The organism is Paenibacillus sp. FSL R5-0887 (genome assembly GCF_038002305.1).
Lineage (GTDB): Bacteria > Bacillota > Bacilli > Paenibacillales > Paenibacillaceae > Paenibacillus_AQ > Paenibacillus_AQ odorifer.
On sequence record NZ_JBBOCE010000002.1, the window covers coordinates 1,446,645 to 1,469,643 of the forward strand.

18 protein-coding genes and 1 pseudogene are annotated in these 22,999 nt (G+C 47.5%); 5 read left to right on the forward strand and 14 right to left on the reverse strand.

Annotated features, from left to right (window positions below):
• Positions 1-60: 60 nt before the first annotated feature.
• A complete protein-coding gene (locus MKY14_RS24310) occupies positions 61-1,107 on the forward strand; it encodes an LCP family protein (RefSeq protein WP_076307387.1) in 1,047 nt (348 codons plus the stop codon).
• A 124-nt stretch (positions 1,108-1,231) separates the two neighbouring features.
• Positions 1,232-2,548: a glutamate-1-semialdehyde 2,1-aminomutase gene (locus tag MKY14_RS24315; protein WP_076277875.1), complete on the forward strand. Its 1,317-nt coding sequence runs from the start codon at positions 1,232-1,234 to the stop codon at positions 2,546-2,548.
• Between the two features lie 566 nt (positions 2,549-3,114).
• Here MKY14_RS24315 and MKY14_RS24320 read toward each other — a convergent pair.
• From MKY14_RS24320 to MKY14_RS24360, 9 genes are all read right to left on the reverse strand, one after another.
• Complete coding sequence (locus MKY14_RS24320) at positions 3,115-3,735, reverse strand: hypothetical protein (protein WP_076220196.1); 621 nt, start codon at positions 3,733-3,735, stop codon at positions 3,115-3,117.
• 168 nt (positions 3,736-3,903) lie between these two features.
• The gene (gene def, locus MKY14_RS24325) at positions 3,904-4,455 is read right to left on the reverse strand and encodes a peptide deformylase (RefSeq protein WP_036679906.1); all 552 of its coding nucleotides are present in this window, start codon (positions 4,453-4,455) and stop codon (positions 3,904-3,906) included.
• A gap of 101 nt (positions 4,456-4,556) precedes the next feature.
• A complete protein-coding gene (locus tag MKY14_RS24330) occupies positions 4,557-5,849 on the reverse strand; it encodes a stalk domain-containing protein (RefSeq protein WP_340977543.1) in 1,293 nt (430 codons plus the stop codon).
• 95 nt (positions 5,850-5,944) lie between these two features.
• Complete coding sequence (locus tag MKY14_RS24335) at positions 5,945-6,211, reverse strand: hypothetical protein (RefSeq protein WP_076130524.1); 267 nt, start codon at positions 6,209-6,211, stop codon at positions 5,945-5,947.
• 15 nt (positions 6,212-6,226) lie between these two features.
• Positions 6,227-7,111 carry an inositol monophosphatase family protein gene (locus MKY14_RS24340; protein ID WP_036679857.1) on the reverse strand — a complete coding sequence of 295 codons (885 nt, stop codon included), beginning with the start codon at positions 7,109-7,111 and terminating at the stop codon, positions 6,227-6,229.
• 268 nt (positions 7,112-7,379) lie between these two features.
• Positions 7,380-8,387 carry a UV DNA damage repair endonuclease UvsE gene (uvsE, locus tag MKY14_RS24345; protein ID WP_036679855.1) on the reverse strand — a complete coding sequence of 336 codons (1,008 nt, stop codon included), beginning with the start codon at positions 8,385-8,387 and terminating at the stop codon, positions 7,380-7,382.
• A complete protein-coding gene (locus MKY14_RS24350) occupies positions 8,384-8,701 on the reverse strand; it encodes a hypothetical protein (RefSeq protein ID WP_036679853.1) in 318 nt (105 codons plus the stop codon). Before MKY14_RS24350 ends, uvsE begins: the two co-directional genes overlap by 4 nt.
• Positions 8,702-8,746: 45 nt before the next feature.
• Positions 8,747-9,838: a D-alanine--D-alanine ligase gene (locus MKY14_RS24355; RefSeq protein WP_076130522.1), complete on the reverse strand. Its 1,092-nt coding sequence runs from the start codon at positions 9,836-9,838 to the stop codon at positions 8,747-8,749.
• 20 nt (positions 9,839-9,858) lie between these two features.
• The gene (locus MKY14_RS24360; RefSeq protein ID WP_445669880.1) at positions 9,859-10,890 is read right to left on the reverse strand and encodes an amidase domain-containing protein; all 1,032 of its coding nucleotides are present in this window, start codon (positions 10,888-10,890) and stop codon (positions 9,859-9,861) included.
• 453 nt (positions 10,891-11,343) lie between these two features.
• Between MKY14_RS24360 and acnA the strand changes: the two genes are divergently transcribed.
• Complete coding sequence (gene acnA, locus MKY14_RS24365) at positions 11,344-14,085, forward strand: aconitate hydratase AcnA (protein WP_038568617.1); 2,742 nt, start codon at positions 11,344-11,346, stop codon at positions 14,083-14,085.
• A 1,671-nt stretch (positions 14,086-15,756) separates the two neighbouring features.
• Here the strand turns inward: acnA and MKY14_RS24370 are convergent.
• Complete coding sequence (locus MKY14_RS24370) at positions 15,757-16,500, reverse strand: IclR family transcriptional regulator (protein ID WP_036676839.1); 744 nt, start codon at positions 16,498-16,500, stop codon at positions 15,757-15,759.
• 296 nt (positions 16,501-16,796) lie between these two features.
• Between MKY14_RS24370 and MKY14_RS24375 the strand changes: the two genes are divergently transcribed.
• A complete protein-coding gene (locus tag MKY14_RS24375) occupies positions 16,797-17,837 on the forward strand; it encodes an alpha/beta hydrolase (RefSeq protein ID WP_139329954.1) in 1,041 nt (346 codons plus the stop codon).
• Here the strand turns inward: MKY14_RS24375 and MKY14_RS24380 are convergent, their stop codons facing one another.
• Complete coding sequence (locus MKY14_RS24380) at positions 17,838-19,214, reverse strand: MATE family efflux transporter (protein WP_248549062.1); 1,377 nt, start codon at positions 19,212-19,214, stop codon at positions 17,838-17,840.
• A gap of 256 nt (positions 19,215-19,470) precedes the next feature.
• Here MKY14_RS24380 and MKY14_RS24385 point away from each other — a divergent pair, with 256 nt between their 5' ends.
• Positions 19,471-20,649, forward strand: coding sequence for a Fe-Mn family superoxide dismutase (locus tag MKY14_RS24385; protein WP_076138416.1), 1,179 nt, complete (start codon positions 19,471-19,473; stop codon positions 20,647-20,649).
• A 118-nt stretch (positions 20,650-20,767) separates the two neighbouring features.
• On the opposite strand, the gene folE is transcribed toward MKY14_RS24385, so the two are convergent.
• The 3 genes and pseudogenes from folE to queG all read right to left on the reverse strand — a co-directional run.
• Complete coding sequence (gene folE, locus MKY14_RS24390) at positions 20,768-21,361, reverse strand: GTP cyclohydrolase I FolE (RefSeq protein ID WP_036676830.1); 594 nt, start codon at positions 21,359-21,361, stop codon at positions 20,768-20,770.
• A 45-nt stretch (positions 21,362-21,406) separates the two neighbouring features.
• Positions 21,407-21,658 carry a YneF family protein gene (locus tag MKY14_RS24395; RefSeq protein ID WP_036676828.1) on the reverse strand — a complete coding sequence of 84 codons (252 nt, stop codon included), beginning with the start codon at positions 21,656-21,658 and terminating at the stop codon, positions 21,407-21,409.
• A gap of 129 nt (positions 21,659-21,787) precedes the next feature.
• Positions 21,788-22,984 (reverse strand): annotated as a pseudogene (queG, locus tag MKY14_RS24400) (tRNA epoxyqueuosine(34) reductase QueG); the annotation flags it as partial.
• Positions 22,985-22,999 lie beyond the last annotated feature (15 nt).

The window sequence follows — 22,999 nt, forward strand, 5'->3', positions numbered from 1 at the left end:
CACGTATCCCCAAAAGAAATTATAATGTAGTCAACGTGAATGCGAAAGGAAGAACGAGAAATGCCACCTAGAAAGAAAAGGCACGCAAAGACTGGTAAGTCAAAAAAGAAACCGCTGCTTTGGACGCTGGCCATTATACTCCTCCTTATTATCGGTGGGGCCATTTTCTACATTACAACCATTTACAATGAGCTTGGTAGCATGTCGAATACTGAAGATTCACCTTTTCAAAATGCAGAGACCGTTGATGTCGATACCCCTGAGCCTCCTAAGTGGGAGGGTACAGAGCCTGTTAATATCCTATTAATGGGTGTAGATGCCCGAGGTGTGAAGAAAGGGGAAATCCCCCGTTCAGATACAATGCTCGTCGCTTCTCTTGACCCTGTGAAGAAGAAAATCAGTGTATTTTCAATACTGAGAGATACGTACGTTCCGATTCCAGATCATGGCGAGAAACGTATTAATACAGCGATTATTTATGGACCTAATACTGCGATGCAGACCGTCAGCGATCTGCTCGGTATCCCAATTCAATATTATGTCTACACGGACTTCCAAGGATTCATCAAGCTGGTTGATGCCGTTGGGGGTGTGGATTATGAAGTCGAAAAAGATATGGTCTACAAAACCGTTGCAGACGGTCCGGAATATGATATTGATCTAAAAAAAGGATATCAGCATCTTGACGGCAACATGGCGTTACAATATGTTCGCTTTCGGCATGACGCTACCTCCGATTTCACTCGAACCGAGCGCCAACGCGGTTTTCTCAAGGCTGTGGCTGATAAGCTGATCAGCACCACCTCCATTGTCAAGCTGCCAAATATCCTGTCGCAGGTTACGCCTTATATTGAAACCAATATGTCAGTTAATGATATGTGGAAGCTGGCAAGCGTAGGGTATAATAGCAGTATGGGTGGCAGTGAGCAAATTCCCCCAATGGATCTGCTCACTGAGGAGACTACAAGTGACGGATCACAGGTTATCGGAATTCGTAGCGAAAAGAAGCTAAAAGAATTTATACAGGATACCATAAATGGTCCTGAGCCAACACCAACCCCTACATCGGAGAACACCTCCAATAGCAGTTCTGGCGGGACCCATTAAGGGCCTGACAAGCAAAGTTCACATGTACACAAAGCAGTGACTTGGTATAATACGGGCGGACAACGGAAAACACCGTTGTTCGCCCGTTCCCTTGAGCACCAACAATCGAAAGGATGATCACATTATGAATCGCTCCACATCTGAACAACTTTATCACGAAGCCCTCCAGCATATCGTTGGAGGTGTAAATAGCCCTTCCCGCTCCTTCAAAGCCGTTGGCGGCGGAGCACCTGTATTTATGAAACGCGCCAGTGGATCTCACTTCTGGGATGAAGACGGCAATGAATATATCGATTATCTCCAAGCCTATGGACCGATCATTACCGGCCATGCCCACCCTCATATTACCAAAGCAATTACGACAGCAGCAGAAAATGGTGTTCTTTACGGAACCCCAACCCAGCTCGAAATTAAACTTGCTAAAATGCTAAAAGAAGCCATTCCTTCTATGGATAAAGTACGTTTCGTCAATTCTGGAACCGAAGCGGTTATGACAACGATCCGTGTAGCCCGTGCCTATACAAAACGCAGCAAAATCGTAAAATTCGCTGGCTGTTACCACGGCCACTCTGATCTGGTGCTTGTAGCAGCAGGATCCGGACCTTCTACACTTGGCATTCCAGATAGTGCCGGTGTTCCAAGCAGTATCGCCCAGGAGGTAATCACCGTTCCCTTTAATGATCTGGACAGCCTGAAAGAGGCGCTGGAGAAATGGGGCGAAGATGTCGCAGCTGTTATGGTTGAACCGATTGTGGGGAATTTCGGCATGGTGATGCCTAAGCCTGGTTTCCTCGAAGGACTTTGCAAGCTGGCTCACGATAATGGCTCCCTTGTTATTTATGACGAAGTCATTACTGCCTTCCGCTTCCATTATGGTTCTACACAAACCTATGCGGGGCTGGATAATCATGAGGACATTACTCCTGACCTTACTGCACTTGGCAAAATCATCGGTGGCGGCCTGCCTATCGGCGCTTACGGCGGCCGCAAGCATGTTATGGAACAGGTAGCTCCACTTGGACCGGCATATCAAGCCGGCACAATGGCGGGCAATCCTGCGTCTATCTCTGCAGGGATTGCTTGTTTAGAGGTTCTGAGTGCAGAGGGTGTATACGAAGAAATGGATCGGCTTGCAATCCGCCTCGCCGATGGACTTAAAGCATCTGCAGACCGTCATGGCATTCCACTGACAATCAACCGCATCCGTGGTTCGTTCTCCACTCATTTCTGTAATCATCCGGTTACGAATTATGACGAGGCTCAGGATACAGACGGCGAATTGTTCGCCAGCTTCTTCCGGCATATGCTGAACCGTGGCATTAACCTTGCCCCTTCGAAATACGAAGCTTGGTTCCTGACCACAGCACATACTGATGCAGATATTGATGCTACACTTATCGCAGCTGAAGAATCCTTCCGCGCTATGGCGACTGAGAAATAAGAATGGATTATGAAACGCAGTGCTCTATAAGCTGAATAACAGCTGCATAGATTAAGGAGCTGTCCCAGTCCCATAAACCGCAAATGTTAAAAGAGCAGCGATTCTCCTATATTGGAGGATCGCTGCTCTACATTTTTACTCATCCACGGTCTGCCTCTGTAGCTTGTGGCAAGCTTAAGCCAGCCGATCTCAAGCGTCAATTTCTCTAGGCTACGTAACAGGTATCGCCAGACCTTCCCGGAGTTTAGTACAAGGGTTAGGGAGCTTGAATAGATAATCAGGGAAACCCTCCCTATAATTTAGCTGATTTAGCGGAAAACAAAGAACTTACCCCATTTTTTAGGGAGGAAATCCCTAATTCTGTTCATTTACAGAGAATATAGGTTATTTTCAGGGAGTTTTCCCTAATAACTCTGTAGCTCACACCGCAAAAAGCAGACACACACCGTATATAGTCTAGGGGTTAAAGAAAGAATCGTTTTGTAAGAGTGTGAGCGATAGTGACCACCTTTATCTACGGATTTCATCCGCTAACAGCGTTTGGAAGTCCAAATATTCTACTGCTCTCATGTAAAATCCACCTGCTTGTCCAACGTAATCTCAGTCATTAACGGTCTTAACATTTGCTCGCTCCCAGGTACTAGTGAAAACTCTACACCCTCCAGATGCTCCGGCAGCGTTGGGGCGACCAAGAATTGCATTTGTGTATGCGCTCCACCTCCATGACCACCATGCGGCTGCACTTCATATTCATTCTCACCCGCCACTTCAAGCGTTAAAGCCGTTCGAAGATGGATATGTCCTACAGCTTCTTTTAAATATTTGATTTCCACAGTAACTATGCTGAAGGCTTCATACTGCATAGCATGCGTAAGTATATATTCACATTCTTCAACGACCGTCCGCTTCACAATCGGAAGCACTCCCAGCAATAAACCAGGCTCTTCCCAATATTGTCTTCTGGGTACAGTTTCATTCATAAGGTGCAAATGCTGCACAATCTGAGTAGTATTCATCTCGAATCTAGTTGCCCATTCCTCAAGTAGCTTACTATCAGGGGATAATCGTTTCTTGCCTGTTATAGCTTTACGTTCCTGAATCAGACTCAAAATCTGCTCATCAATCTTTTTAACCTCATCATTGTATTCGTTGGCGAATCCTCTAATTGGCATTCTGCTCCAGTTCATTTAACGCCCTCCTCTTATTACTAATTTAAATCCATTAATTGTAAGGGTACATCCTTCCGATTGATTTGTAAAATATTTGAAATATCATAATCTTGCCGATAGGTAAAAAAAAGCGACCATCAGCTTTACGCTGTAAGGTCGCCCGCTTTTTAATTCAGAGTTACTCTCCTACTCATATAAGTTCCGGATCTCCACGCCCTGAGGCAGCTTAAACGGGTTCTCCTTGTTAATTCGGTCATAGAACATAATCCCATCGAGATGGTCTATTTCATGCTGGATGATGATAGCTTGGTAGCCCTTAAATTTAAGGACAACCTCCTTGCCCTCCAGATCATAACCCTTCACCTTCACGGTTTCATACCGAGGTACAAAGCCATGCACGGGACGATCAACGGACAGACAGCCCTCGCTTTCTGGTAAGTACACCATAGACAAGGAGTGGCTTATGATCTTAGGGTTAACCCAAGCATGCTCTACAGCCCGCCCTCTCTCGTCTGTAAGATACATCGCGAACATACGCTTCTCCAGTCCGATTTGATTCGCCGACAGACCTACGCCAGAGCGCAGCTTATATTCTTCGGAAATCTCCGGGTCCTGACTGTTCTTCAGAAATTGAAGCATACATTGCAAAGCCTCACGATCTTCCGCCTGTAATGGAAGCTCTACTGGTTGTGCTACGGTACGAAGTACGGGATGACCCTCCCGCACTATATCATCCATGGTGATGATATATTCAGCATTATATTTTGAACTAGACAATATTCCATCCACCTTTTCCTTACGGGCTTAATTTAATTTCTTATGATGTATAGTATGCAGCTTTATGGATTTATGAAAGCAGTTCGCAGTTTGCTGCTGTAATTAACATCGAATCCAAGTCCTGTCGCCAAAGCGGCAAGGGGTAAGTAGGTTTTGTCCTCCTTGCCTACCTTTTGCAGAAAAGCTGGAGTATCAATAGCCACGTTCTCTCCATTCACCTTAATAAATTTCGAGCCAATGGTGATCACAACGGTTCTTCCACCATACACGATGGTAGCGCTGGAGGTTTTGTTATCCCACTTCCCGCTTGCGCCCACGGCATTTAGAATATCTTTTAGCGCCAAAAAGTTCTGCCCATTTTTAAGGATAGGCTTATTGGGTGTATTCAACTCCACGCCCTTCACTACAATCGACATCGGTACCGATGCAGTAGCCATTGTAGCTACACTAGGAACGCGATACTCTCCCCATTGTAACTCCGCAAAGACCTTAGCAATAGTCTCGTATCCAAGCTGCGTCGGGTGAAAATCAGTTTGCCCTGCTCCAATAATATGTGTCAGCGAGCCTTCTACCCCGGCAAACTTTGCCGCAACATGAGCTACAAGCACCTTCGCTCCCTCTTGGTTCACGCTTGCAGCTACACTATCCGCTGCTTCCGTAAATTTGCCCGCTGCCGTCATTAATCTGTTGTACATTTGACCAAGCGCAACCTTAGGGGCAGGCTGATATTGATCGGCCAGTATAATCGTCGTTTGCGGACTTACCGCACGAATATTCTCCAGCAATGCCTTCACATTTGTTTGATAATCCGCTAGCCGCTGGTCCAGCTGTGTTTGGAAATCCGCATCCGTCAGCTCCTTGAACTGCAAGAACAGACTGCTTACATCATTCCCGCCAATCGTAATGGTAATCAGATCAGCTTCCTTAAGCTCTGCTGCGATCTGCGGAGTTAGCTTCACGAACTGCTCTATTCGTGGATCTGGGAGACCTGCCTGAACTCCTTCAGCAGTAATCACTGAACCATCCTTGATCGCTCCTGTGTAATTACGTAATCCGGCCGTAGTCAGCCCTAGAATACCATAATTAGTAAGTGCACTTCTGCCATGATACCAGCCCTGCTCAAGCAATCTCTCCGCATAGCCGTATGGCTTAGTATTCACGTCCGTCATTCCTGGCTCGTAGCCAGCAGTAATGGAATCACCTAGAGCTACGATGCGAAAGACATCTTGCCCAGAGTCTTGTATCGCAGTCGTGTCAGCCGCATTTGCCGTGCCTGCTCCTACGGTAATCAGCGCAGATAACAAAAGCAGGCTGCTTATGCCAGCTGCCCAAATTTTTTTCCAATTGCCTAGCATCGTATCCCTCCCAAATTGTTCTAATTCCATTCTACCATCCAGGATAGCAACGCAAAAGAGCGGCCTCCTATATTCAGGAAACCGCCCCTCGCAAATCACTGGCTATTATTGTCTGAATCTTCATCTGACTCTAACTTCTGCCCTGCACGCTCCAGATATTTATCATAACGGTCATCCAGCTCATATCCAATCTTACGATAACGTAATGTTTCTTCCACAATAGGATCGAGCGTAGTCTGAATACGAATTTCATATTTAGGTGAGATTTCCCGGATTTCCTTAGCCGTACGATCGCCTTGTTCCATCTCACCATCTACCAACATTTCGCTCAGCTTGCGTTCCAAATCATCCTTCTCACTCATGCTGTATCGTCCTCCCTAAAGCTTATATCCTGTTGCTTCAGCATTCTTCAGTGACGAAACCAAATATTCGTGAATGTGGCCATTACTTGCTACTACATGGCGTGTACCAATATCATATGAACGTCCTAGGGTATCCGTAATCTTGCCTCCTGATTCAAGTACAAGCAGTACTCCTGCTGCACAGTCCCAAGGGCTTAAGCCCACTTCCCAATAGCCATCTACACGGCCTGCCGCCACATAAGCTAAATGTAGAGCAGCCGCGCCTCCGGCACGAATACCACGAATCTGCGGAAGAATACTTTGCAGTCCGGCCATATTCACAGGTTGTGCAAACTCACGATCCGGCGGAAAGCCCATAGCAATCAGGCTGTCCCCAAAATCAGTCTCCGTAGAGACCGAGGTAGGAACACCGTGCATGTAAGCTCCCTTTCCTTTTTCAGCGACGAACATTTCATCACGAGTCGGATCATAAATAACGCCTACAGTTAGTTCACCGCGAATCACCAATGCTATGGAGACACAGTAAAAAGGAAATCCGTGTACGAAATTAGTCGTACCATCTACAGGATCTACAATCCACAAATATTCATGCTCACGAGCTTCTTCCAATGCAGCGGTAGCCGCTGCTGCTCCCGGCGAAACCCCCTCTTCCCCGAGAATGGCATGGTCGGGAAAATGTGTCAGGATCAGCCTGCGGATCATTTGCTCAACGCCTTTATCAACTTCCGTAACCAGATCTTGTGCTGAAGTTTTTGTATTCAGCTCCTTCACGAGACCCTGTCTGCTCTTTATCCATTCTCCTGCTTTGGCAGCCGCATTAATGGCCACCGCCGTATGTCCCTTGCTTGTTACTACATAGGGTTCACGTTCATTCTTACCCTCTGGATTTAAAGGACTCATATCTTCACTCCACTTTCTTGAACATAATCGCCAATGGCTTTAATTCTAAAGCAATCCTATTCACAATACCGTGCAATACGTCAAAACGTTCCCCAGGTTCCCAAAGTTCCGCCAAAAGAGGACCCAATTCTCACCTGCGAGCATAAATGCCCCAGGTCCATATAAAGACGATAAGCGATTAAAGTTTCATTCAACGTACCCTATTTCAAGTTACATATCAAGTCATGATAGGACCCGTATTCGGGACCTATCTCCTTATTTTCATTGTTTAAGGTTCAATATTCACGCTTGCCCCATTTAATAAGGAAATTCCGTTACCAGCCTCAGCCAGCTCCTTCATAGCCTCCATCAATCCAAATAACGCGCCATCTTTTAGTTTCGCCTCAATCATAACATCGACAGCAGGCGTATCTGCGGCAATACGTTTCAGAAAAGCCAGCAAAGGCGCAGGTTCCACGCCATCCGCATGGCTGCGCGGATCAGACGGGCTGCGCGGACTGGATACATGAATCTTAGGCGGCAAAAGCTCTCCAGAAGGAACGTCCTTCTGTGCTAGCTCGCTTCGCCATGTCTGCAAAATGTCAGGCCACAGCTCCCAAGGGAGCTCTCCTTCATTATTCACCCATTGGTGGTGAATATCCAGCACCATCGGTAATCCTACGCTCTGACTAACTGCCAGTGTCTCCGGAGCTGTAAATGTCTTATCGTCATTCTCCAGCGTTATACGCTCCTGCAGCGCTGCCGGCAGCGCGCGGAAATGCTCCTCGAATCGCTTCGCCGCTACAGGCTTGTCCCCATAAGCTCCGCCAATATGGATATTGTTCTTCGCCATGGCAGGAAGCCCCATAGCAACCAGCATGTCCACATGGTACTGCAAATCCCGTACGGAGTTTATCAGCACCTCCGGACGGGGTGTACTAAGTACTGTAAAGTGATCTGGATGAAAAGAAACGCGCAGCCCGTGCTTTTTCACATATTGGCCCACTTCCGCAAATTCCTCGGCGAGCGCCGCAAACGGATTCCAGTCCTGCAAATCCGGATGCGTCGCCAGAGGAATGATTTTGGAAGTGAGGCGGTACACCATGATGTCCGAAGCCACATTATGCTTCATCAACCGCAGCGTATTATGCAGATTCATTCTAGCGATGTTCTCCAAACGCCGAAGTGCCGCTTCACGGTCATCCAGCTTCTTAAAAGAGGCCATCGTCATTGTCTTGGATGGGGAGCAGTCTTTGATAACGGTGGACATCGCTACATATCCGAAGCGGACAATCATCCCTGTGCTCCAAAAAACATTTCCTCAGCCAAAGCCGTCTGCACTCTGGACTCTTCTTCATTCAGCTTACGCACAAGCTCCATCTCGACCGCGGTAACCTCATGCCCTTGAAAATTAATCTCTGCAATCGAGGCTGAAATTTTGACAATGGCTACAGCTACATTCTCAGGGGTGTAAGCAATAACCTTTTGACCCGTCGGATACACACGAAAGCCTTGCTTCACCATTTTGGTGCGCCCATATTCCAGCAGCTCGTACAGCTCTTGTTCACTCTTGAATTTGCAGACGGAGTTGAATTCTGTTTGAAAACCCATGTTTCTTCTCTCCTTCCAGTCGGGATATTCCCGCTATAGCTTCTATTACTCGTTGTCGTACTTAAGACCTTGTTTAAAATTATAGCGCTCCAAGGCTAACTCAATCATTCGGTCTAACAGAGCTCTATAAGATACACCCGTCTCACGCCACAATAGCGGATACATGCTGTAAGGAGTGAAACCAGGCATCGTGTTCACTTCGTTAATTAGAATTTTACCATCCGATTTTCGCAAGAAGAAGTCTGCCCGGGTAATTCCACTGCCCTCAATCGCTCGAAAAGCAACTATCGCGGACTCCCGCAAACGATCGGCCACTTCAGAATCCACTGGTGCAGGAATCATCATTTGCGATTTGCCGTCCGTATATTTGGCTGCGTAATCATAATATTCACCAGAAGAAACGATTTCACCCGGAACAGAGGCTTCTGGTTCATCATTTCCAAGCACGCCAACCTCTACCTCACGCGCATCCACAAACTCCTCAATAATAACTTTGGTATCATAGCGGAAAGCAAAATCAATGGCTTTTACAAGACTATCCTTATCGGCAGCCTTAGAAATACCTACACTTGAGCCTAGATTGGCAGGCTTCACGAATACCGGATATCCCAGTTTATCCTCTACACCAACAATCAACTCATGACGTTTTCTTTTCCAAGCGCTGATGTTGAAATAACAAAACTCGCATTGATCCAGACCGGCATCAGCGAACAGCTTCTTCATGACCACCTTATCCATACCTGCCGAAGAGGCAAGAACACCAGCACCGATGTAAGGAATATTCGCCATTTCGAACAACCCTTGAATCGTTCCGTCCTCACCATACGTGCCGTGCAACAGCGGGAACATTACGTCCACTGTTTGGTCAGCACCCGATAATCCACTAAATACCACGTTCAGGGCTGTGCCCATATCTTCGGTCGCTTCTGCAAGCTTGAGCTGCTCCACTTGGCTGTAAGGCGCTGATAACTTCTCTCCAACCTTCCACAATCCCTGTTTTGAAATGTAAAAAGGTATAATCTCATATTTATCATAATCAAATGAGTTCATCACGGCAAAAGCCGTCTGTAGCGATACCTCATGTTCTCCTGATTTGCCCCCGTACACCAGCCCTACGGTTAGTTTTGCGTTCCCCATTCCCTTAACCTCTTTCTGTACTATAAGTAGTCGTTAATATGAAAAAAACGGTATTTCGTTTGATCAGTCCATGCGTAGGAATCACGATAATCCCAATACCGATGACGGCTGCTAACGGTACGTGCATTCACAAGCGGCATGCCTCCTGCATCAAAAGCTGTGACGATTGTGCTGTGCTGATACTGCCCGTTGCCATCCCAGTCATATTGAATGATATCGCCCAGCATCAATTGCTCCGGCCGCTCCATGACTTTCGCACGCAAGCCACTGCTCCGACTTCCGCTCAAATAGCGTTGCAGACTGTCTGATACAGCCCAGCTATAGCTCCACCATTCTTGTTTGCCTTGGTAACCTTTGTACCACCAGCCCGTTTCTCTTTTACCAGTATAGTTGATAGGTGCTCCCCCTGCAAAGAGACATTGGGAGACATAATTTGTGCAATCCACCTCGAAGGTTTCGAACTCCGGATTGCCGTCTTTCCACCAGCGGCCGGCATACGCCACAGCTTCTTCACGGTTATAACGAACCTCTCTTGAACCTGCAATTTCTCCGAGGACATTCCGGTTTAGCAGGGGCTGTGATGGCAGCGGTGCCGGCAAAGCCTCTCCCCATTTGGATAGTCTGCCCGATAGCTCTACCTCTGCCCGATGAACCGTATTTCTTTCAGGGACACTTCGTTCCACACCAGCAATCTCCCAGCCCCCACCGTCCCGTACAAAGGTCAGCCGCTCCAGCTCGATAATATCCTCGCGGTGGTTAACACCGCCTTTTTCATAATAAAGCGCACTATGCAGTGTAACCTCTGCTACTACCTCGGTCGGAGTCTGCCGGACGGTCCGCAAAGTCTTAACCCCTGTCTCTCCGCGCAAAGGAGTTATCCCACGTTCTTTATACCACTCCGCAAGACGTCTTGAACGCTCCCCTTGTTCTACCAGAAAACGCGGATCTTTAACGGATACGGAAACGGTATGCGATGATGACTTAGGCTCCACCCTGGCCTTATTCACTTGATCAACATATACATAAAGACTTTGCTTCCACTGTTGTTCCATTATACTCGCGCCCCTTCTTTCCCTTTTAACTGCTGTTCTATGTATATGAAAGGAAACAGGCCGCTATACAGATCGGTTGAATAGTTAAGGATGTTTCAGGCAAAAACTCTAACCCCAAGTCCGACATCTCAATCCAACATCGACAACGAGGACCCTATCACCTAATAACTGAGGAAGAGAAATTCAGTGTGTATTTCGCCTAATAATTAAGTAAAACCAAGGATTCCTGTGAATTCTTTCGTATTATCTCCTTTAAATGGCTCTTTTTGAGGTAAAAAGAATATCCCGAAACGATACAATATAACAATGGAAGGGTAGCTTGGCATTTTCTCAGGCATAATTCGGGCTTTAGATGTAGGAAAAAAAACTTTACTCCCCACTTTGTAACCGTTATAATTAAGCTAGAAGCAATTTGAAATTGGGTTTCATTAGACGAAACAAGGAGGCGCATATATGCCAAGCAAGGATCATTTTTCATTGGCTCGGACCCTGGAATCAGGCGGCAAATCTTATCGCTATTATGATCTGAAGTCCCTTGAGGAACAAGGATTGGGCTCTATTTCTTCCCTGCCTTTTTCGATCAAAGTCCTACTAGAGGCTGCTGTACGTCAGTTTGACGGACGGGCAATTACTGAAGAACATGTGAAACAACTGGCCGATTGGTCAGGTGACATTGACCGTAATAAAGAAATTCCATTTATCCCTGCTCGTATCGTGCTTCAGGATTTCACCGGAGTTCCGGTAGTCGTGGATCTCGCAGCTATGCGTGATACTGTAAAAAAAGCCGGAGGAGATCCTAAACAGATCAATCCGCTTGTCCCGGTTGACCTTGTAATTGACCACTCTGTCATGGTTGATGCTTTCGGTACAGCAGACGCCTTGGAATACAATATGAACGTTGAGTTCGAACGCAACGAGGAGCGTTACCGTTTCCTTCGTTGGGCACAGACAGCTTTTAACAACTTCCGTGCAGTTCCACCAGCAACAGGTATCGTGCACCAGGTAAATCTAGAGTATTTAGCTTCCGTTGCCACTACTAAAACTATCGATGGTGAAACTGTCGTTTATCCAGATTCCCTTGTAGGAACGGATTCCCATACCACGATGATCAATGGTCTGGGTGTTGTGGGCTGGGGTGTAGGCGGTATTGAGGCTGAAGCAGGAATGCTTGGACAACCGCTCTATTTTGTTACACCTGATGTAGTGGGCTTCAAGCTTACAGGCAGCCTTATCGAAGGAGCTACAGCAACGGATTTGGCACTGACAGTAACTGAAATGTTGCGTAAAAAGGGTGTAGTCGGCAAATTCGTCGAATTCTACGGACCTGGCCTTGCTAACATCAGTCTGGCTGACCGGGCAACTGTTGCCAACATGGCGCCAGAATACGGAGCAACTATCGGTTTCTTCCCTGTAGATGACGAGACACTCGCTTATCTTCGCAGTACGGGCCGTCCGGATGATCTGGTGGCGTTGGTTGAATCTTATTACAAAGCACAAGGGATGTTCCGTACCTCGGATACGCCAGACCCTGAGTTCAGCGATGTGATTGAGCTTGACTTAGCTTCTGTCGTTCCTAGCTTGGCTGGACCAAAACGTCCACAAGACCGGATCGAGCTTACGCATATGAAGGAAAATTTCGAAGGCATTATCCGTACACCTGTAGACAAAGGCGGTTATGGTCTCAGCGATGAGAAAATCGCTCAAGTCGTAGAAGTACAGCACAAAAACGATACTACTAGCAAGCTCAGCACAGGTGCAGTCGTAATCGCAGCTATTACTAGCTGTACGAATACTTCCAACCCTAGCGTTATGCTTGGAGCAGGTCTTTTGGCGAAAAAAGCTGTGGAACGTGGTCTGACCAAACCAGCTTACGTTAAGAGCAGCTTGACTCCAGGATCCTTGGTGGTTACTGAATACCTGCAAAAAGCAGACTTGCTGAAACCACTCGAAGCATTGGGCTTCTACTTGGCTGGTTATGGCTGTGCCACTTGTATCGGTAACTCCGGTCCATTGCCTGAAGAAGTTAGTCAAGCCATTACTGACAATGACATGACCGTAGCCGCAGTCATCTCCGGTAACCGGAACTTTGAAGGCCGCGTACATGCTCAGGTAAAAGCAAACTACTTGGCTTCACCGCCGCTCGTAGTTGCTTACGCACTGGCTGGTACAGTAAATATCGATTTGCAAACTGAGCCACTTGGATTTGATCCGCAAGGTGAGCCAGTATTCCTGAAAGATATCTGGCCAACCACTGCTGAAATTCGTGAAGCCATTGGTCTCTCCCTTAGTCCGGAGATGTTCCGTAGCAAATACGAAAATGTATTCACCGCTAACGAACGTTGGAATTCGATTCCTGTTCCGCAAGGCGAGCTGTATGAGTGGGATGATAATTCCACGTACATCCAGAATCCGCCATTCTTCGAACATCTGGCAGACGGTCTGGGAGACATTAAGGATATCAAAGATGCACGCGTTCTAGCGCTGCTTGCTGATTCCGTGACAACCGACCATATCTCACCAGCGGGTAATATCTCTACCTCTGGTCCTGCTGGCGAATATTTACGCGATCATGGTGTAGAACGTGCAGACTTCAACTCCTACGGCTCACGCCGCGGAAACCACGAAGTCATGATGCGCGGTACGTTCGCTAACATTCGGATTCGTAACGCAGTAGCTCCTGGTACAGAAGGCGGCGTTACTACCTTCTTGCCAAGCGACGAGGTTATGTCCATCTATGATGCTTCCATGCTCTATCAGGATGCTGGACAAAATCTGATCGTCATCGCTGGTAAGGAGTATGGAACAGGAAGCTCACGTGACTGGGCGGCTAAGGGTACGCTTCTGCTTGGCGTTAAAGCAGTTATCGCTGAGAGCTTTGAGCGGATTCACCGCAGCAATCTGGTCGGTATGGGTGTACTCCCACTTCAATTCCAAGAAGGCCACGGCTGGAGCAGCTTGGGACTGACCGGACGCGAGACCTTCAACATTACTGGTCTCGATAACAACGTGGCACCAAGTCAAGAGCTAACTGTCACGGCTACCCGTGAAGACGGCACACAATTCGATTTCCCTGTCATTGCACGACTCGACAGTACAGTCGATATTGATTACTATCGCAACGGCGGTATCCTGCAGACTGTTCTTCGCCAGATGCTGGCAGATGCTACAGACTCTTCCGCGGTGTCGGTAGAATAGATTTAAAGTAACTTAAAAAGGGACTGTTTCACGGCCATGAGTGGCTGTGAGCAGTCCCTTTTTTATGGAGTCGTTCCAGCAGCCAATTTGTGGCGGGTGGGGTGCCACTGTCTGTTGCCTTTGGGATCTTCACCATTGCTGCGTGAGGCTCAGGGAACATTTAGGATTCCGCGCGATCGGACTCAGATAACTCTATTCGCTCGATTATCCGACTTTTAGTGTGCGATCGGACTCAGATAACTCTATTCGCTCGATTATCCGACTTTTAGTGTGCGATCGGACTCAGATGACTCTATTCGCTCGATTATCCGATTTTTGGCCTGCGATCGGACTCCATAGTCGCTATTGGCATAAAAAACACGCTAAAGGAGCTCATTTTGGTCGAATAGCTGCACTGGGGTCCGAAACTACGCCAAAATGGCTTTAAATTCGCAAATAGCGTCTTCTGAGTCCGCACACCTCCGGGGACACTAGGATTCGCCGCTATCGGACCCAGATGACCCTATACGCTCGATTATCCAAATTTTGGCGTGGGATCGGACTCCATAGTCGCTATTGGCATGAAAAACATACTAAAGGTTCCCGTTTTGGTCGAATAGCTGCATTGGGGTCCGAAACTCTGCCAAACTGGCTTTAAATTCGCAAATAGCGTCCCCTGAGTCCGCACGCCCCAGGGGACGCCGAGGTTTCCATGCTATCGGACTCAGATGACTCTATTCGCTCGATTATCCGACTTTTGGCGCGCGATCGGACTCCATAGTCGCTATTGGCATGAAAAACGCGCTAAAGGTGCTCGTTTTAGTCGAATAGCTGCAATGGGGTCCGAAGCTATGCCAAACTGGCTTTAAATTCGCAAATAGCGTCCTTTGAGTCCGAAAGCCCCAGGGGACGCTTAGAATTCGGCACTATCGGACCCAGATGACCCTATACGCTCGATTATCCAATTTTTGACGTGCTATCGGACTCCATAGTCGCTATTGGCATAAAAAACACGCTAAAGGTGCTCGTTTGGGTTGAATAGCTGCAATGGGGTCCGAAACTCTGCCAAAATGGCTGTAAATCCGCAAATAGCGTCTTCTGAGTCCGAAAGCCTCAGGGACATCTATATAACAACCCGAGATTACTTGTGTACGAGTTATGAGATACGTGGGTTCGTGGGTTCGTGGGTTCGCGGCTTAGTGTGTTCCTAGGTTCGCGGGTTTGCACGTTCGCGGGTTCCTGGGTTTCTGCATTCGTGGTTTCTGGGTTTCTGCATTCGTGGTTTCTGCATTCGTGGGTTCATGAGTTCGAGGGTTTCTGCGTTCCTAGGTTCCTGGGTTCGTGCATTCGTGGATTCTAGCCTCCCCTCTCTCTGTCGCTCTGCCTTTCCGCCTATCTAGACTATGGGTTCTAACACTCCAGACTCAGCATTACGAGTTACTGAGGCTTCCAAAGGAACGTATATTCACTGAAGCTCACCAAACCAACGCAAGGTGGGGGAGCCATTAGCCAGCCGTCAGTTAGCTGTTGATTACCCATCAGTTAGCCGTCAGTCACCCATCAATTATCCATCAGTCACCCATCAGGCCATCAATTACCCTCAGTTACCCATCAGGCCATCAATTACCCTCAGTTACCCATCAGGCCATCAATTACCCTCAGTTACCCATCAGTTATCTATCAGCCAGCCAATTAAGGAATCATCATGCCCATTTCACTAGCCGCTTCCTTCAGTACCGCGGCATATTCCACTAGCGTATCTCGGGATAGGCGACTAACTGGGCCGGACAGTGATAACGCCGCGATCACATTTCCACTGCGGCCCGTAACAGGCACCGCCACCGCGGCCGCGCCGGGCTCGCGTTCCTCAAAACTGGTGGCATATCCGAGCCGGATAATGTCATTAAGCTGCTCTTGATAGACATCCTTCTCAACGTAGTCCGGCCATCCCGAACTCTCCAGCAATTCTTTCAGCACCTCTGGAGGAGCATAGGCTGCCAGCACTTTGCTTGATGCGCCCACAGATAAAGGCAATCTCGCACCGATCTGCGCCACTCGCCGGATGGCCTGCTGGCTCTGAACCGCCTGAATCCGCACACGTTCTATGCCGTCGCGTAAGTATAAACTTACGGTCTCCCCTAGCCGATCCCGCAGCCGTTCCATTGACGGCAATAATACCGCGGCCGACTCATCAAAAGCAGGCAAATGCGTAGACAATTCCCAAATTCGTATACCCAAGCTGTATTTCTCAGTGGCCGGATTACGAATGAGGAAGCCCTTTTCCTCCAAGGTTGCCAGCAGCCGATGGACGGTACTTTTATGTAAATCAATCTTTGAAGCGATCTCCGTCAACCCTAAATCTCTGTCCTGCGTAAAACAAAGCAATATATCAAGCGCACGTTCTACCGCACGCACTGTAAGCTTTCGGTCCTCCATGACAATCTCCCCCTCGTGTTTCATCAAATGAAACTCGGTTACATTATAACTAACTCTATCTTAGTGCAAAACTCTATGGAAAGTCCAGTATATTCACTCCGCCGGAGTTGTGCCAAAAATGTGCCGGAAAAGGTTGGGCCGCACTTTACAGTTACATTACAAAAGCATCTAATTCATTGACTTTGTAAGGGCTTTTTCATACGATTAACATATTAAATTATCTACTGATGCTTTAGAATCATTTTTACAAATTCTTCTAGGCACTAGTACTCACATCATTCTTAGGAGGGGACCATATGGATCTGGCAACTCGCCAAACCGGCACAACCGTCTCCCGTCGACCTAAACTACCTAAACAAGGCAGTTCATCCCGGCTATCGCTGCGGATGATTCGTGTGAAGCATATTATCGTTGCACTGCTATTATCTATTTTTTTCTTCTTAGCCTTCTGCTTTGTCTCACTTCATGGCTATATCGCCTGGGTATTATCTAATCCAACGGTCGCACCTCTGTATTCCAATCCCATGCAGGCCAAAGGTCTCGCATACGAGGATGTGACGTTTCCAGCTAAAGATGGAAGTCGGATGATGAGCGGCTGGTATATTCCCTCCGAAGGGGCTACCAAAACTATCGTGTTCAGCCATGGCTATGGCGCCAACCGGGAAGAATCTTGGGTACCTATGTACGATCTCGCTCACTATGCACACAGTCTTAATTTCAATGTCGTGATGTTTGATTACGGCTTTGCTGCCCAAGGCAACAAGGATATTGCAACCGGAGGTAAAAAAGAGTCCCAGCAGCTTCTAGGCGCTATTGATTTTGCTAAGGAACGTGGAGCTGAGGAGTTAGTGGTATGGGGCTTCTCCATGGGAGCTGGCACAGCACTGCAAACAGGATTAGTATCAGAGGACATTGACGCGATGATTCTGGACAGCACCTTTTTGTTAGAACCAGATACGCTGTATCATAATATTAAGCAAAATATTGATCTGCCCCGCCAGCCTTCCCTGGCGATTATGGAAATGCTGTTCCCAGTTCTGAACGGTACGGGGCTGAATCAAATTCCTTATGCGAAGGTCAAATCCGAAGATTATCCTTTCCCTATTCTACTCATGCATGGAACCGAAGATGATAAAGCTCCTTATCCTATTGCCGAAAAGCTGGCCGCGAACCAAAGCAATCCGTTCTCAGATTCCTGGGTCGTAGAGGGCAGCCATCATGAATTGCTGTTCCGTGAGCACCCGCGTGAGTATTTGCGGCGAGTCTCTGCTTTCTTAGGAAATGTTCAACTAGCCAAAACCTACAATGGCAACCAGCCGGCGATGGCAAGTAACTAGTTAAGCACTACAATCCGCCTCTGTCCCCTGATGGGTCAGTTGCTTCAACCATTTACCACGGCGAAAACGCACGTAACCTATAACCAATCGAACAGCCTCTTCCAGGGACAGAAAGAAGTATACCCAGGGAAGAGGCTGTTTCCATCCCCATGACAACAGTAGCCCTAGAGGCACCCCAAGCAACCAAGTTGTGGAGGCTTCCATAATAAAGACGAATTTACTATCGCCACCACTCTGCAGGATCCCTCCCGCAATCATCATATTGCCCACCTTTATCCATAAAAAAAGAGCAAAAAAGCAGATAACGGAAGTGGCCATTCGGCGTTCTTCCAATGTTAAGTTAAAGGCTGAGACGTAGAGCGGGGCAAGAACAGCAATAAGCACACCAAGCAGCAATGAAATCCCTACTCCTATTCGAACAAAAAAACGAGCATACTGAAAAGCACCTGCATTATTATTCTCTCCCAGCTTATGTCCGACCATAATGCCAGCTGCACCAGAAAGCCCTGCCAGAAGCCCAATCGTCAACCCCTGCAGCGGAAAGGTCACTGTCATAGCGGTCATCTCTGCTGTGCCCATACGGCTATATATTACGGAATAACAAGCCTCCCCTAAGACCCAAACCAATTCCGTTAAAACAATAGGCGCTATCGTTCTTAAAAAAGGTATGCACAGCGCTTTCGAAAACGAACTGAGTTCCTTAATACCTCCGGCACCCGGCAGCTTTCCACGATATACGGCTCCGACAATCAAAGCACTTTCGACTATACGTGAGATTAACGTTGCATATGCCGCACCTGCAAGTCCAAGCTCTGGAAATCCCCAATGCCCAAAAATAAGCGCATAGTTTAAAATAATATTCATTCCTACAGCAGCTATGCTAACAATCATTGGATACTTTACATGTCCTGAACTTCGTAGAACCGCCGAATAGAGCATCGTCAACATCGTTGGAATATAACTGAGGGCAACGATTTTCAGAAAAATGTACCCATTCTCCAACACTTCTTTATCCGTTGTAAAAATAGACAGACATAGCCGAGGGTTGAAAAAAACAAATATCGTAAATGAACCCGACAAGATCAGGCCAATTCCAAGACTTAATCCCAGTAGTGGTGTGATGCTCTTTCGGTCTTTACTCCCCCAATATTGAGCCGCGTATATAGCAAGACCCGTTGCAAGACCCGCCAGTACCACTGAAATCACGCTATAGATTTTACTAGCCATCCCAACCGAAGCGATCGCTACACCCCCAAGCTGCCCTACCATCAATTGATCTACTAAATACAGCACCGCCATGACTAGACTTTGGAGGGATATCGGTACCGCTAATTTTAAAAGCTGATTATAAAATTGCTTCTTCTCAAGCTTGTTCATACCCTCATCTCATTTCTCAAAGTTTTTCTACTACCCCATAGGATTTCATTAATCGGTCCACACGACAAAAAAAAGGTACACCCTCCTTTTCGCGAGGTTGTACCTTTCGGTATCATTGCCTTTATTTTCCTGTATTATTTCACCATATCAAACGGTTGTCAACGATATTATTATCGCGTTCTTATGCTCTTCATAAGCTATCATGAGCACACATATAATGGACTGATGAAGACATATCACGGGAGGTTTTCTTGGAATGTTATATGTATACGGGCCGATGCTGCCAGTACGTATTTTAGAAGAAATCGTATTCTGGAAAACACAAGAGAAAGAGCATACCGAGGTTATCAAAGCAATCGTACCTAACCTGGAGGAACCCTATGTTAAACTGCTGGATGAATGGGCAGTGGTCTTCGGTGCCACAGAGATGGCCGCTCAGCAGTTATTGAATTCTGCCCTCTCTGCTTCTCCACCAAGTCAGGCTGAACTCACTGCGGAAACAGAAAAGCTGCTGCATATCTCCTGTACCCAATCCCAAGAATTTGTTCGGCAGCTTTTTGCCATTATGGAAAGTAGCGCAGCCGTCAAAGCCGTCCCCCTTGCAACCACTGTGATCCTGCATATTATTCGCGAATCAGAGTATTTCCTTGCCGTACTGCACACTCTGAGCTCACCCGGACAGCTCACGCAAATTATGAGAGATTATACAGCAGCCGACTATGTCGTAAGAACAGAAGAGGACAATGTCACTCGGAATGAGGGACTTATTCCTTCTACAGATACTATCCTTGATATTCGTGAAATGAGTGCTGTGCCAATTGGCGGACATACGCTGCCTCCATTGCCTTATGCTTATAATGCGCTGGAACCATACATCGATGAGAAAACCATGCGGATTCATCACGATAAACACCATCAAAGTTATGTAGATGGACTAAATAAAGCGGAGAACAAGCTAGCTGAGGCTCGCAAGAAAGGAGATTTCGATCTCGTTAAGCATTGGGAGCGGGAGCTAGCCTTTAATGGGGCAGGCCACTATCTCCATACAATCTTCTGGAACGTAATGTCTCCACAAGGTGGCGGGCGTCCAACTGGAGCCTTACTGGAAGCCATTGAACAAAGCTTTGGCAGCTATGACAGCTTCAAGAAACAGTTCACAGAAGCTGCGAATAAGGTTGAAGGTGGCGGCTGGGCTATTCTCGTCTGGAGTCCACGCAGTCATAGACTGGAGATTTTGACTGCGGAGAAACATCAGAACCTGTCACAATGGGACGTGGTTCCGTTACTGGCTCTGGATGTATGGGAGCATGCCTATTACCTTAAACATCAGAATAATCGGGCCGATTATATTGAGGATTGGTGGAAGGTCGTTAACTGGCCTTACGTCTCAGAACGTTATGCTGCTGCCAGTAAACTGGCCTGGAAGCCTTTTTGATATTATTTCAATTCACAGTGAACATCACTCTTATTCCCACACCCTGACCAAAAAGGACCCATCATTCACATTACGTGAACGATGGGTCCTTCCAATTTCGAGGTATGCACCCCGATATTTATTCCTTAATCAAGCTTAGAAACTCCGCACGAGCGGCGGCATCCTCACGGAAGACCCCTCTAGTAGCCATAGTTACCGTTTTGCTGCCTGGCTTCTTCACTCCGCGTGCACACATACACAGATGTTCTCCCTCCACAACAACCATAACACCGTGGGGGCCTAGCACCTCCGTCATAATATCAGCAATTTGCGCCGTAATGCGTTCTTGAACCTGTAGACGCCGGCTTACTGCTTCAACAAGCCGAGCTAATTTGCTGAGTCCAGCAATACGTCCGCTCGGAATGTATCCTATATGCACTTTACCAAAGAAAGGAGCCATGTGGTGTTCACATTGGCTGTAATAGACGATATCCTTAACAATCACTAGCTCTTCATGAGACTCATCAAAAGTAACGCCGAGCGCCTCGCGGGGATCTATCGAATAACCGCCGAATATCTCCTCGTACATCCGCGTAACACGTGCCGGTGTTTCCAGCAGTCCCTCGCGGCCGGTATCTTCACCGATTAATTCTAATATTTTCTCAACGTGATACTCGATTTGCTCACGGTTCTCTGCAACTTTACCGTTCACATATTCCTTGATGTTCCCCATGATGTCTCCCCCTTCCGCACCCGTATACATGTTATCCGGACCCGGTTACTTACTTCTACGTTTATTCCCTTTAGCTGCTCCTGGGCGCGCACCTGGCTGTCCCTGAGTCTTCATCATTTGCTGGGCACGCTGCATTTGCTTCCCGTTCAGGTTATAACCCATTTGCTTTGCAACCTTTTGCAGCATTTCAGGATCATTCTGCATGTTTGTCATTTGTTTGCGCAGATAATATACACCGATGAAAAAACCACCGATGAGACCTACGACCAATGTAATAATAGGTAATGCGATACTCATCTAAAGCCCACCTCTACACTCTATTGTCTGCATCGCCATATGGCACGCGAATCTATCATAGCATTTCGGGAACTGGACAGCAATTGGCAATATGCAACCTGTCTATGAACTTTTTCCTCCATTAATATCGCTGTCCTCCCGTGCCTTCTTCCCAGTAAGGAGCACATCCTGCGCCCGGCTTAGCATTTCCCTCACCGTGCTATCCTCCTCGCGCTCTAAACCCGCTTCTACAGCCGCTAGAGCCTCATCACCGCCAATACGTCCAAGCGCCCAAGCAGCAGTGCCCCGCATCTCTGGCCGCGGCTCTTTCAGAACAATCTCTGATAGCTTTGGCACAGCCCCGGCTTCCTTAAAATTGCCTAGGGCAATGATCGCATTTCGCTGCATCGGCTTTTTGCCTCTCCAGGCTGCTGAGCTATTGCCGAATTTCTCTTTGAACTCACGATTGCTAAGATCAAGGATCGGCAGCAGCAGCGGCTTCACAATTTCAGGATCAGGTTGCATCTGAGGGCGATGATTCCAGTTCTTACCTCTATTCTTGGGACATACAATCTGGCAAGTATCACAGCCGTATAGACGATTGCCGATCTTGGTCATATACTCCTCGCTGAGGAACCCTTTAGTCTGCGTCAAAAAAGAAATACAAGCCTGTGCGTTAAGCTGACCCGGACCCACCAGCGCTCCGGTCGGACAAGCATCAATACACTTGGTACAGTCCCCGCAGCCTTCTTCAACAGGTTCATCCGGAGCAAAAGGAATGTTCGTAACCATTTCCCCAAGATAAATCCAAGATCCCCATTTGGGCGAGATGATAGAACAGTTTTTGCCGCTGAAGCCTATTCCCGCTCTTTCCGCTACCGCTCTATCTACTAGAACACCAGTGTCCACCATACTTTCCAGCACAGCCTCTGGTACACGCTCGTGAATAAATTCCTCTAGCTTACTTAAGGCTTCCCTCAGCACATGGTGATAATCCCTGCCCCAAGATGCCCGGGCGAGGATGCCTCTACGTGCACCCGGCTCAGATTTAGGAGGGTTCTCCATTTTAGAAGGGTAAGCCACTGCAATCGAAATAATAGATAACGGTTTGTCTCCAGAAGACAATGCTGGAACTGTCCTTTTATCCAGATCGGGTTCCTCGAAGCCAGATTCATATCCTTTGTCCCGGTGGTCTTGCAGTATATTTTTTAAATATAAAAAAGGTTCTGCTGTTGTAAACCCGATATCATCAATACCGAGTGATGTCGCAGCCTCCTGAATCTCTGCTTTAAGCTGTGCCCACTTGGAAGGCGGGGGAGCATACGATGACTGAAATGTATTGGTCATTTCCGCCTTCTCCTT